General features: G+C 61.4%; 9 protein-coding genes. 4 read left to right on the top strand and 5 right to left on the bottom strand.

What is annotated here, in order from left to right:
- Positions 1-144: 144 nt before the first annotated feature.
- Together hrpA and aceK are read right to left on the bottom strand one after the other, a co-directional pair.
- Positions 145-4056 (bottom strand): ATP-dependent RNA helicase HrpA, encoded by a 3912-nt coding sequence (gene hrpA, locus GKKCFE_RS05785; protein ID WP_339491762.1) that lies wholly within the window; start codon positions 4054-4056, stop codon positions 145-147.
- A gap of 207 nt (positions 4057-4263) precedes the next feature.
- Positions 4264-5985 carry a bifunctional isocitrate dehydrogenase kinase/phosphatase gene (gene aceK, locus GKKCFE_RS05780; RefSeq protein WP_139050903.1) on the bottom strand — a complete coding sequence of 574 codons (1722 nt, stop codon included), beginning with the start codon at positions 5983-5985 and terminating at the stop codon, positions 4264-4266.
- A 130-nt stretch (positions 5986-6115) separates the two neighbouring features.
- On the opposite strand from aceK, the gene GKKCFE_RS05775 reads away from it, so the two are divergent.
- Positions 6116-7033, top strand: a complete 918-nt coding sequence (locus GKKCFE_RS05775; RefSeq protein WP_047227928.1) for a DMT family transporter — start codon at positions 6116-6118, stop codon at positions 7031-7033.
- A gap of 172 nt (positions 7034-7205) precedes the next feature.
- On the opposite strand, the gene cysK is transcribed toward GKKCFE_RS05775, so the two are convergent.
- Positions 7206-8180 carry a cysteine synthase A gene (gene cysK, locus GKKCFE_RS05770; RefSeq protein ID WP_047227929.1) on the bottom strand — a complete coding sequence of 325 codons (975 nt, stop codon included), beginning with the start codon at positions 8178-8180 and terminating at the stop codon, positions 7206-7208.
- A 129-nt stretch (positions 8181-8309) separates the two neighbouring features.
- Here cysK and GKKCFE_RS05765 point away from each other — a divergent pair, with 129 nt between their 5' ends.
- From GKKCFE_RS05765 to GKKCFE_RS05755, 3 genes are all read left to right on the top strand, one after another.
- The gene (locus GKKCFE_RS05765) at positions 8310-9386 is read left to right on the top strand and encodes a DUF748 domain-containing protein (protein WP_047227930.1); all 1077 of its coding nucleotides are present in this window, start codon (positions 8310-8312) and stop codon (positions 9384-9386) included.
- Positions 9387-9527: 141 nt separating this feature from the next.
- Positions 9528-10373: an AAA family ATPase gene (locus tag GKKCFE_RS05760; protein ID WP_003184225.1), complete on the top strand. Its 846-nt coding sequence runs from the start codon at positions 9528-9530 to the stop codon at positions 10371-10373.
- 36 nt (positions 10374-10409) lie between these two features.
- Positions 10410-11588 (top strand): vWA domain-containing protein, encoded by a 1179-nt coding sequence (locus tag GKKCFE_RS05755; RefSeq protein ID WP_076385924.1) that lies wholly within the window; start codon positions 10410-10412, stop codon positions 11586-11588.
- A 109-nt stretch (positions 11589-11697) separates the two neighbouring features.
- On the opposite strand, the gene GKKCFE_RS05750 is transcribed toward GKKCFE_RS05755, so the two are convergent.
- Entirely contained in the window at positions 11698-12240 is a 543-nt protein-coding gene (locus GKKCFE_RS05750) for a DUF2937 family protein (protein ID WP_092397387.1), read from the bottom strand.
- Between the two features lie 13 nt (positions 12241-12253).
- Positions 12254-13030, bottom strand: a complete 777-nt coding sequence (locus GKKCFE_RS05745; protein WP_417697311.1) for a class II glutamine amidotransferase — start codon at positions 13028-13030, stop codon at positions 12254-12256.
- Positions 13031-13047 lie beyond the last annotated feature (17 nt).

Here is a 13047-nt window from a genome sequence, read left to right as displayed (position 1 = left end):
ATTATCGACGCTAAAAACCACGGGACCGGCATTTATAGGCGCGAAGTTTGCCATAAACGCTGGCGTTTGGCCCATTCTCAGTGAATTACAAAACCAAACCCTGTGGGAGCGAGCCTGCTCGCTCCCACAGGTCTTGCGCCGGGGTCAGGGCTCCACCTGCCCCCACTGCTTGCTCAAGCGCTTATCCGAAATCGGCACCTTGGTGCCCAGTTGCTGGGCGAACAGCGACACCCGGTACTCCTCCAGCCACCAGCGGTACAGCTCCAGTTGCGGGTCGCGCTTGCCTTCCTGGGCGTGTTTGCTGGCGCGGGTCTGGTACTGGGCCCAGAGGTTCGACAGTTCACCGCTCCAGACCCGGTCCTTCTGCACCTGGCTGCCGAGTTTCTCCAAGCGCTGCTCGATGGCCTTGAGGTAGCGTGGCAGCTCCTTGAGCCACTGATGCGGGGTTTCGCGCACAAATCCCGGGTACACCAGATGGCTGAGTTGCTGCTTGATGTCGTTCAGGGCCACGGCCTGGGCCAGGTCGATCTTGCCCTTGAAGCGTTTTTGCAGGCCGTGCCAGAGTTTGAGGATCTCCAGGGTCAGCTTCGCCAGGCGTTCGGCGTGTTCGGTCCAGCCGCCGCGTTTGCGCTCGGCCAGGGATGCCAGTGCGGCGCCATCACGGGGCAGGCTCGCCTCGCCTTCCAGCACGCAACTGTCGAGACTGACCAGCAGGATGTCTTCCACCAGGCTGTCGATGCGTCCCAGTTCGCGGTACAGCAGGCCCAGTTCCGTCAACCCGGGCAGTTTGCCGCGCAGGAACTTGGCCGATTCTGCCAATTGCTGCATCAGCAACCGCTGCAAGGCGCGACGGTGCTGGAACTCGGCTTCAGCCGGGGTCGGGAAGCGGCCTTCCTTGACCACACCGCCCTCTTCCACCAGCGCCGGGTACACCGTCATCGACAGCCCGGCGATCTTCTGTTGGGTTTTCTCGGCCACCGGGGCGAAGATTTTCGCTTCCACCGGCGCCTGGCTTTTCGCCGTCTGCGGCACGGCCAAGGCGGCCTGGCTGGCTTCGGCAAAGCGCGCCGTCAACTCGGCCAGGTCACGGCCTTCGCCGAGAAACTTGCCCTGGCCATCGACGATTTCCAGATTCATGCGCAGATGGCTTTCCACCTGCTGCGCAGCTTCCGTCCAGGCTTCGTCGCTAACCCGCGCGCCGGTCATGCGCAGTAGCTCGCGGCCCAGGGATTGCGGCAACGAGCCCTCGGCAAAGGTGATGCGTTGCAGCGCGGCCTTGACGAAATCCGGCACGGGCACGAAGTTTTTGCGCAGGGCCTTGGGCAGGTTGCGCACCAGGGCGATGCACTTGGCTTCGATCATCCCGGGCACCAGCCATTCCAGACGCTCCGGCGGCAACATGGGCAGCAGCGGTGCCGGCACGCGCAAGGTCACGCCGTCGCGGGGATGGTTGGGTTCAAAATGGTAGCTCAGCGGCAAGGTCAACTCACCGACGCGCAACGTGTCAGGGTAGTACGCGGCAGTGACTTCACTGGCCTCGCGGGCCAGCACGTCTTCTTCGCGCATGATCAGCAGTTGCGGGTCTTTCTGGCTGTTGATCCGGTACCAGCTGTCGAAGGTCGCGGTCTGATGGATCTCGGCCGGTAAGCGCGCATCGTAAAAGGCGAACAGGGTTTCCTCGTCCGCCAGGATGTCGCGACGGCGGGCCTTGGCTTCCAGTTCGTCGAGTTGCTCCAGCAGTTGGGTATTGGCACTCAGGCACTTGGCCCGGGACTGGATCTCGCCGCGCACCAGCGCCTCGCGGATGAACAGTTCCCGCGACACCACCGGGTCCACCGGCCCGTAATGCACCGGCCGGCGACCGACCACGATCAGCCCGAACAGGGTGATCTGCTCATACGCCACCACCTGCCCGCGCTTTTTCTCCCAATGGGGTTCGAAGTGGTTTTTCTTGATCAGGTGGCCGGCCAGCGGTTCGATCCAGTCCGGTTCGATCTTGGCCACCATGCGCGCGTACAGCTTGGTGGTTTCCACCAGTTCGGCGGTCATCAGCCATTGCGGACGCTTCTTGCCCAAGCCTGACGAGGGGTGAACCCAGAACCGTCGTTGACGGGCACCGAGGTAGTCGCCGTCTTCGGTTTTCTGACCGATCTGGCTCAACAGGCCGGAAAGTACCGCCTTGTGCAGTTTCGGGAAATCAGCCGGCTCTTTATTGAGGCTCAACTGCATGTCCCGACAGATCAGGCTCAACTGGCGATGGGAATCGCGCCACTCGCGCAGGCGCAGGTAGTTGAGGAAATTCTTGCGGCACCAGTTGCGCAGCGGGCTGGCGGTCAGGGCCTGGCGCTGCTCTTCGAAACCGCGCCACAGATTGACCAGCCCGGCGAAGTCCGAGTCGGGGTCTTTCCACTGGGCGTGGGCCTGGTCAGCCGCCTGCTGACGCTCCGGTGGACGCTCGCGCGGGTCCTGGATCGACATGGCGCTGGCGACGATCAGCACTTCCTGCAAGCTGCCCAGTTTCGCCGCTTCCAGCAGCATACGGCCCATGCGCGGGTCCACCGGCAAGCGCGCCAACTGGCGGCCCAGCGGGGTCAACTGACTGTTGCGGTCCACCGCCGACAGCTCTTGCAGCAAGTTGAAGCCGTCGCTGATGGCCTTGCCGTCCGGCGGTTCGATGAACGGGAAATCGGTAATCTCCCCCAGGCGCAGGTGCAACATCTGCAGGATGACCGCCGCCAGGTTGGTGCGCAGGATCTCGGGGTCGGTGAATTCCGGCCGGCCGAGGAAATCCTCCTCGCTGTACAACCGCACGCAGATCCCCGGCTCGACCCGCCCGCAGCGGCCCTTGCGCTGATTGGCGCTGGCTTGGGAAATGGCTTCGATGGGCAGGCGCTGGACCTTGGCGCGATAGCTGTAGCGACTGATGCGCGCGGTGCCGCTGTCAATCACGTAGCGGATGCCCGGCACGGTCAGCGACGTTTCAGCGACGTTGGTCGCCAGCACCACGCGACGGCCCGGGTGGGACTGGAAGATTCGCTGCTGTTCGGCCGGTGACAATCGCGCATACAACGGCAGGATTTCGGTGTGCTTGAGCTGGGCCTTGCGCAGCATTTCCGCCGCGTCGCGAATCTCCCGCTCGCCCGGCAGGAACACCAGCACGTCACCGGGGCTGCGGCGTTCGCTACGCTCATAGGCGGCGATTTCATCGAGGGTGGCGAGGATCGCCTGGTCGACGGTCAAGTCGTCCTCGACGCGGTTGCCCTCCTCGTCCTGCTCCAGGGTCAACGGGCGATACCAGGTGTCCACCGGGAAGGTGCGACCCGAGACTTCCACGATCGGCGCGTCATCGAAGTGCTTGGAAAAACGCTCCAGGTCGATGGTCGCCGAGGTGATGATGACTTTGAGGTCCGGGCGACGCGGCAGCAGGGTCTTGAGGTAGCCGAGCAAAAAATCGATGTTCAGGCTGCGCTCGTGGGCTTCGTCGACGATGATCGTGTCGTAGCGTTCCAGGTAACGGTCGTTCTGGGTTTCGGCTAGCAGGATGCCGTCGGTCATCAACTTGATCAGGGTGTTGGCGTCGCTCTGGTCTTCGAACCGCACCTGGTAACCCACCAGCGCCCCCAGCGGCGTGGCCAGCTCCTCGGCGACCCGGCTTGCCACGCTGCGCGCGGCGATCCGGCGCGGCTGGGTATGGCCGATCAAACCGTGCTGGCCGCGACCGATTTCCAGGCAGATTTTCGGCAGTTGCGTGGTTTTGCCCGAGCCGGTTTCGCCGGCGATGATCAGCACCTGGTGCTTGAGCAGTGCGTCCTTGATTTCGTCGCGCTTGGCGGCGATCGGCAAGCTGTCGTCGTAACGAATCACCGGCAGGCTGGCCTTGCGCGCCAACACCTGATCACACGACGCCTGCATGCGCGTCACCCACTGGGCCAGCTTGGCCTCGTCGGGTTTCTTGCGCAGCTCGAGCAACTGACGCCGCAACCGGTGACGGTCGGCGAGCATGGCGTGGTCGAGGTTTTTCAGCAGCTTGTCGATAGCGGGGGCTTGGTCAGTCATCAGGTACGCAAGGGTCGTCGGTTTGTGCAGGGGGCCGATTGTCGCAGATTTGCGCAGGCTGCGCCGACCCATGGCAGCCCGCCCGCTGTTCCCTTGTGGGAGCGAGCCTGCTCGCGATAGCGGTGTGTCAGTCGACATTAATGCTGGCTGATCCACCGCTATCGCGAGCAGGCTCGCTCCCACAGAGGTTTTGCGCAGATTTCGGGGTTATTCGCTGTCCAGATCTTTACGCCGATAGGGGAACACGTCGATCACCTTGCCCGCCCGAATCGCCTCTTGCAGGCCCTTCCAGTAATCGGCGTTGTACAACTCGCCGTGCAGTTGATCGAACAGTTTGCGTTGCCCCGCGTCGGCGAACAGGAAAGGTGGGAACTCTTCGGGAAAAACGTCCAGCGGCCCGATGGAATACCACGGCTCGGAGGCCATTTCGTCTTCCGGGGTCCGCGGCTGGGGAATGTGACGGAAGTTGGCTTCGGTGAGAAAGCAGATTTCGTCGTAGTCGTAGAACACCACGCGGCCGTGGCGGGTCACGCCGAAGTTCTTGAGCAGCATGTCGCCAGGGAAGATGTTGGCCGCCGCCAGTTGCTTGATCGCCAGGCCGTAGTCTTCCAGCGCCTCGCGCACCTGGTCCTGGTTGGCGTTTTCCAGGTAGAGGTTCAGTGGCGTCATGCGCCGTTCGGTCCAGCAGTGACGAATCAATACCGTGTCGCCTTCCACCGACACCGTGGAGGGCGCCACGTCCAGCAGTTCCTCCAGGCATGCCGGTTCGAACTTGCTCAGGGGAAAGCGGAAATCGGCGAATTCCTGGGTATCGGCCATGCGCCCGACCCGGTCGACGCTTTTCACCAGCCGGTACTTTTCGATCACGGTCGCGCGGTCGACGTTCTTCGACGGCGAGAAACGATCCTTGATGATCTTGAATACGGTGTTGAAGCCCGGCAGGGTGAATACGCTCATGACCATGCCACGTACACCAGGGGCCATGATGAACTGGTCGTCGGTATTCGCCAGATGGTTGATCAGCGCCCGGTAGAACTCGGATTTGCCGTGTTTGTAGAAACCGATGGAGGTGTACAGCTCGGCGATGTGCTTGCCCGGCAGGATGCGCTTGAGAAAGCCGATGAATTCCGCCGGGACCGGCACGTCCACCATGAAGTACGAGCGGGTGAACGAGAAAATGATCGACACCTGCGCCTCGTCGGTAATCAGCGCATCGATCTGGATGCCCCGGCCTTCGCGGTGCAGCAGCGGGATCACCAACGGCCATTGGTCGTCCTGCGTATAGATCCGGCCCACCAGGTAGGCGCCCTTGTTGCGATAGAGCACCGACGAAAACAATTCCACCGTCAGTTGCGGGTCCTTGCAGACCCAGTCGGGCAGGTTCTCCCGCAATTGGGCTTCAAGGCGCTGCAAATCGCCCGGCAAGTCGGCGTAATCCTCGCTGAAACGGTAATCGGCGAAAATCGCCGCCAGCATCCGGTCCAGCTGGCCCTCGGGTTTGTAGGTACGGGTCTGGGCGGCTCGGGCGCGGCGCAGGCTGGGCCGGGTGGTATGGATGAACATGGTGCCGTCGCTGATCAGGTCATGGCTGAACAGCCCGCAGAAGATCGAGTTGTACCAGGTCTCGGACAGCTCATCGTCGAAACGCAGGTCGATCAGGCTGATGTAGGCGCTTTTGACCAGCGGCCAGCAACTAACGTCCATCAGCGCCTCGGCTTCGAAAGCCTTGCGCAAGCGGGCGACGGTTTCGAAGACCTTTTCTTCATACAAGTTGATCCGCGCCGCAGACGCCTCTTGTGCCTCCTGCCAACGGGCCTGCTCGAACCGGGCGCGGGCGCCATCGGTGATCTGCCGGAAATGCTCACGGTAATCGTCAAAGCCTTCGAGGATCGAACGGGCGATATCGGCGGCGGGCCATGGCTGCGGCATAGGGTAAACCTCGGCGGGTCATGCTTGTTATTGGCGACTGAGCTTAGAGGCCAATCGCGCGGCAACGCAACCATTGCCATCGGTCTTGAGCAAGGCGACACTTGCGACCCGATCAAGGAAGGAATGTGCTGTGAACCCCGTTGATATCCTGCGTTTGCTGTCATTGGCCGCCATCTGGGGAGCCAGTTTCCTGTTCATGCGCATTATCGCCCCTGTCATTGGCACAATCCCCACTGCATTTTTTCGCGTGTCCATCGCTTTTGTCGGCTTGCTGGTGATCCTGGCATTGATGCGTATCGACTGGAATTTTCGCGGCAAGCTGAAAATCGTGATGGTGCTGGGCCTGATCAACTCGGGCATTCCAGCCACGTTTTATTCGCTGGCGGCCCAGGTGCTGCCGGCCGGTTACTCGGCAATCTTCAACGCCACCACACCCTTGATGGGGGTGTTGATCGGCGCGCTGTTCTTCAGCGAAAAACTCACCATGACCAAGGTCAGCGGTGTGTTCCTGGGATTGTTCGGCGTCGGCATCCTGACCGGCGCGGGGCCGGTGGCCTTCGACCTGCAATTGCTGATGGGCGCCCTCTCCTGCCTGCTCGCCACCACCTGCTACGGTTTCGCCGGGTTCCTTGCCCGCCGCTGGCTTGATCATCAAGGCGGGCTGGACAGCCGTCTCGCGGCCCTGGGCAGCATGTTCGGCGCCACGGTGTTGCTGTTGCCATTGTTTGGCTACAGCGTCATCAGTCACCCTCCGGCCAGCTGGGGTGGCTGGAGCGTCTGGCTGTCGCTGCTGGGGTTGGGCCTGGTGTGTACAGCGCTGGCGTACATTCTTTATTTCCGCCTGCTCAGTTCCATTGGCCCGGTCAAATCCATGACCGTGACCTTCCTGATCCCGCCGTTTGGCGTGTTATGGGGGGCGTTGCTACTGGACGAACCGTTGGGGATGGCGCACCTGTATGGCGGGGTGCTGATTGCGGCGGCGCTGTGGCTGGTATTGAAACCAGCGGCGAGCGCGACCAAGGAGCCGCTCCCAGGCCAGCGCAACTGAACATCCCCCACCCTTGTGGCGAGGGGATTTATTTATCCCCGCTGGGTTGCGAAGCGCCCCCATAGCTGACACCTCGAGGTGACTGAGCTGTTCTGGGGACTGCTGCGCAGTCCAACGGGGATAAATCCCCTCGCCACAATAACCTTCGCTCACCAGTCGCCGGGGGGCACGATTACTGCTGAGTCTCCTGCTCGGTGAACAGATCACTGAACAACATGCTCGACAGGTAGCGCTCACCCGAATCCGGCAGGATCACCACAATGGTCTTGCCTTGCATTTCCGGCTTTTCCGCCAGGCGCACGGCTACAGCCATCGCCGCGCCACAGGAAATGCCGCACAGGATTCCCTCCTCCTGCATCAGGCGCAGGGCCATGGCCTTGGACTCCTCATCCGTAACCCGCTCGACCTGATCGACGATCGACAGATCGAGGTTTTTCGGCACGAAACCGGCACCGATCCCCTGGATCTTGTGGGGGCTGGGCTTGATCTCGTCCCCCGCCATCGCCTGGGTGATCACCGGCGAAACCACAGGCTCCACCGCCACCGACAGAATCGGTTTGCCGCAGGTGTTCTTGATGTATCGCGAAACCCCGGTAATGGTCCCGCCGGTGCCGACGCCCGCCACCAGCACATCCACAGCGCCGTCGGTGTCGTTCCAGATTTCCGGGCCGGTGGTTTTTTCATGAATGGCCGGGTTGGCCGGGTTATCGAACTGCTGCGGCATGAAGTATTTGGCAGGGTCGCTGGCGAGGATTTCGGCCGCTTTTTCGATGGCACCCTTCATGCCCTTGGCCGGATCGGTGAGCACCAGCTCCGCGCCCAAGGCCTTGAGTACCTTGCGCCGCTCGATGCTCATGGAGGCCGGCATGGTCAACATCAGCTTATAGCCGCGGGCGGCGGCCACGAACGCCAGACCGATCCCGGTGTTGCCGGAAGTCGGCTCGACGATGGTCATGCCGGACTTGAGCTTGCCCGAGCTTTCGGCGTCCCAGATCATGCTGGCGCCGATCCGGCACTTGACCGAGTAACCTGGGTTGCGCCCTTCGATCTTGGCCAGGATGGTCACGCCACGCGGGGCAATGCGATTGATCTGCACCAGTGGCGTATTGCCGATGGAATGGGCGTTGTCAGCGAATATGCGGCTCATGACTGGGTCCTTAATGCAGCGGGGATTTAGCGCTTAAAGGTATGCCTGTTGCCCATGGGCGTCCAGTTGCACCGAACGTTCCAGTTGTTACAACAGTCAATGTTTTAACAACGCGGGAGACTGACTGAAATGAAGCGTCGATACAGCTGGCCACTGTGGACTTTCGCCGCCATCGTTGCGGTGCTGGTGGCCCTGCATTTCACCTTGCCGTTCCTGGTGCGCGACTACCTGAACGACAAACTGGCCGACATGGGTGACTACCGCGGCCAAGTGACCGATGTGGACCTGGCGCTCTGGCGCGGGGCCTACCGGATCAACGGCCTGGAGATCGTCAAGGTCGACGGCAAGGTTCCTGTGCCATTTGTCGAGGCGCCACTGATCGACCTGTCGGTCAGCTGGCATTCGCTGTGGTACGACCATGCGGTGGTGGCCGAGGCGGAGTTCGTCCGTCCCGAAGTGAATTTCGTCGACGGCGGAGCCGACCGGCAGAACTCCCAGACCGGTCGGGGCACCAACTGGCGCGAGCAACTGAGCAAGCTGCTGCCCATTACCTTCAACGAAGTGCGAATCCGGGACGGCAAGGTGACATTTCGCAACTTCAACTCCAAGCCGCCCGTTAACCTGCGGGCTACCGACGTCAATGCCAGCTTCTATAACCTGACCAACGTGGTCGACACCGAAGGCAAGCGCGACGCCCGTTTCGAGGGCAAGGCCCTGGTGGCCGAACATGCGCCGCTGGAGGTGCAGGCGACCTTCGACCCGTTGAGCGACTTCGAGGATTTCGACTTCCGCTTGCGCGCCAGGGACATCGAACTCAAGCGCCTCAACGATTTCGCCGCGGCCTATGGCAAATTCGATTTCAATGCCGGCCATGGCGATCTGGTGGTGGAGGCAGAAGCCGAGAACGCCCAGCTCAGCGGCTACATCAAACCGCTGTTGCGCGACGTTGACGTGTTCGACTGGCAGCAGGATGTGGAAAACGAAAAAAAGAACATCTTCCGTTCGGTCTGGGAGGCCTTGGTGGGCGCGGGCGAAACGGCCCTGAAGAACCAGCGCAAGAACCAGTTTGCCACCCGGGTGGAGCTCAGCGGCAATGTCCATCAGCAGGACATCAGCGCCTTCGAAGCCTTCCTGCAGATCCTGCGCAACGGTTTCGTCCAGGCCTTCAATGCCCGGTATGAGCAGCCGCCGCCGTCGGCCGACTGAGTCAACATGTGACGCTCCATTCAGAGACTGAATACAGCGTCTGCGTTCACAGTCGGCGGGGCACCGCGTTATAGTCGGGCACGACATTTATTTCGCGCGCCCCGCCTCGTCAGGCCGGCGTCACGTTCGAGGAAATTACAGATGAAGTTCGAAGGCACCAGCGCCTACGTGGCCACCGATGACCTGAAGCTGGCCGTCAACGCCGCCATCACTCTGGAACGTCCCTTGCTGGTCAAGGGCGAACCGGGCACCGGCAAGACCATGCTGGCCGAACAACTGGCTGAATCCTTCGGCGCGCGCCTGATCACCTGGCACATCAAGTCCACCACCAAGGCCCATCAAGGCCTCTACGAGTACGATGCGGTCAGCCGCCTGCGGGACTCGCAGTTGGGCGTGGACAAGGTGCACGACGTGCGCAACTACCTGAAGAAGGGCAAGCTCTGGGAAGCGTTCGAGTCCGAAGAGCGGGTGATTCTGCTGATCGACGAGATCGACAAGGCCGACATTGAATTCCCCAACGACCTGCTGCAAGAACTCGACAAGATGGAGTTCTACGTCTACGAGACCGATGAAACCATCAAGGCCAAACAGCGGCCGATCATCATCATTACCTCCAACAACGAAAAGGAACTGCCGGACGCCTTCCTGCGCCGCTGCTTCTTCCACTACATCGCCTTCCCCGACCGCGTCACCCTGCAGAAAATCGTCGACGTGCATTACCCGGATATCAAGAAAGACCTGGTCAGCGAAGCGCTCGACGTGTTCTTCGACGTGCGCAAGGTGCCGGGCCTGAAGAAAAAACCTTCCACCTCCGAACTGGTGGACTGGCTCAAGCTGCTGATGGCCGACAACATCGGCGAAGCGGTGCTGCGCGAGCGCGACCCAACCAAGGCCATTCCGCCTCTGGCCGGTGCCCTGGTCAAGAATGAACAGGACGTGCAACTGCTCGAGCGCCTGGCGTTCATGAGCCGCCGTGGCACCCGCTGAACCCTCTTCGTTTTAACAAGAGCGAGGGCGATTGCCATGCTGCTTAACCTGTTCAATGAAATGCGCGCCGCCAAGGTGCCGGTGTCGGTGCGTGAACTGCTGGACCTGATCAACGCCCTGAAACAGCGGGTGATCTTCGCCGACATGGACGAGTTCTATTACCTATCCCGGGCGATCCTGGTGAAGGATGAACGGCATTTCGATAAATTCGACCGGGCGTTCGCCGCCTACTTCAATGGCCTGGAGAAACTCGATGATCATCTCCAGGCGCTGATTCCCGAAGACTGGCTGCGCAAGGAGTTCGAGCGCTCGCTGACCGACGAAGAGCGGGCGCAGATCCAGTCCCTGGGCGGCCTGGACAAGCTGATCGAGGAGTTCAAGAAACGCCTGGAAGAACAGAAGGAACGCCATGCCGGCGGCAACAAATGGATCGGCACCGGCGGCACCAGCCCGTTCGGCTCCGGCGGTTTCAACCCCGAAGGTATCCGCGTCGGTGACGCCGGCAAGCGCCAGGGCAAAGCCGTAAAGGTCTGGGACCAGCGCGAGTACAAGAATCTGGACGACCAGGTGGAACTGGGCACCCGTAATATCAAGGTCGCCCTGCGCCGCCTGCGCAAGTTTGCCCGCCAGGGGGCCGCCGAAGAACTGGACATCGATGGCACTATCGACCACACCGCCCGGGACGCCGGCCTTCTGAATATCCAGATGCGCCCGGAGCGACGCAACACCGTCAAGTTGCTGTTGTTGTTCGACATCGGCGGCTCGATGGATGCCCACGTAAAAATCTGCGAAGAACTGTTCTCGGCCTGCAAGACCGAGTTCAAGCACCTGGAGTATTTCTACTTCCACAACTTCGTCTATGAATCAGTGTGGAAAAACAACCTGCGCCGCACTTCCGAACGCACCTCGACCCAAGACTTGCTGCACAAGTATGGCGCCGATTACAAAGTGATCTTCATCGGCGACGCCGCCATGGCCCCGTATGAAATCACCCAGGCCGGCGGCAGCGTCGAGCACTGGAACGAAGAACCGGGGTATGTCTGGATGCAGCGCTTTATGGAGAAGTACAAGAAGCTCATCTGGATCAATCCATACCCGAAGGACACCTGGGGCTACACTGCCTCGACCAACATCGTGCGCGAACTGGTGGAGGACCGCATGTTCCCGCTGACCTTGCGAGGGCTGGAAGAAGGGATGCGGTTTCTTTCCAAGTAAGATTTTTTCCGCCCTTTAGGGCCTCATCGCGAGCAGGCTCGCTCCCACAGGGTCTCGAGTCCAATGTGGGAGCGAGCCTGCTCGCGATGCTTTCAGCCTCCGAGCGATGTTACAGCCCGCGCAAATCGCGCTCTTCAATCGGCCGGCTCTGGCGCAGACGCCTGCCGCCCAGTACCACCCAGTCGATCAGGCGGAACAAGCACTCCAGGCCAAACGACAGCAACATGGCGCCACTGAGGCCCCAGATCATAGCCTCGGGGGTCAGGAGGATCTGGTAGCTGTAGCCGTTCCAGGTTTCCTTGCGAATTTCCGGGTCAGCGGCCAGGGCCACTTGCAGCAAACGGATGTACCACGGCCCCTGCATCGCCTGAAATTGCTTGTCCAACGCCTGCTGACGGACGAGCAAGGTGTTCAGGCTGTCGGCATCACTGCGAAAGATCGGGTCTTCGCTGGCACGGTAGTGAGCCACCAGCGCTTGCATGTCGCCCTTGAAAAACTGGTTGGCGGTGCCCTGGAAGCCTCGCAACCCGGTCTGCGCTTCGATCAGGTGCGCCTCGACCCGCTTGGCGTAATCGCTGATGAAACCAGGCACCTGCACCCCCACCAACAGGCCTACCGCGAACAACACCAGCCGTAGATAACTGAGCAACATAATCGTGACGTCCTTAATCGGTCTGGCCATGGCTGACGCATTCGCCGCGCCGCCACAGGCTCCATTGGCCCGGTTCGTAGCGGGTCCAGGTTTCGTTTTCAGTCAAGGGTTCGGTGGCAATTACCGTGACCACGTCATTGGGCGTGGTTTCGGCGTGGAAATCCACGATCACGTCCACATCCTTGAGCCGCGCCGGGCCGAACGGCGCGCGACGGGTGATATGGACCAGTTTGGTCGAGCAAAAGCAGAACAGCCAGTCACCATCGCTGAGCATGCAATTGAACACGCCCTTGCTGCGGTATTCGGTGCAGGCCTGGATCAACGACGGCAACAGTTGCTCCACCTCCACCGGTTCCGGGAACGCCTGGCGCACGCGATTGAGCAAATCGCAGAACGCCGCCTCGCTGTCGGTATCGCCCACCGGACGATAGAAGCTTGCGCCCGGCTGGAAATCGGCGAGCTGGCCATTGTGAGCGAAGCACCAGTTGCGGCCCCACAACTCACGTACGAACGGGTGGGTGTTGGACAGGCAGACCTTGCCGACATTGGCCTGGCGAATGTGCCCGATCACCACTTCGCTCTTGATGGGATAGCGCTGCACCAGGTTCGCCACTTCCGACTCGCTGCTGGCGGCCGGGTCCTGGAACAGGCGCAGGCCACGACCTTCATAGAAGGCAATGCCCCAGCCGTCCCGGTGCGGTCCGGTCTTGCCGCCACGCTGCATCAGCCCGGTGAAGCTGAACACGATATCGGTCGGCACGTTGGCGCTCATGCCCAGTAACTCACACATGCTCGGACCCTCGCTTC

The sequence above is a fragment of the Pseudomonas sp. E141 genome (genome assembly GCF_052659885.1).
This window is presented reverse-complemented; position numbering and strand designations above follow the sequence as displayed.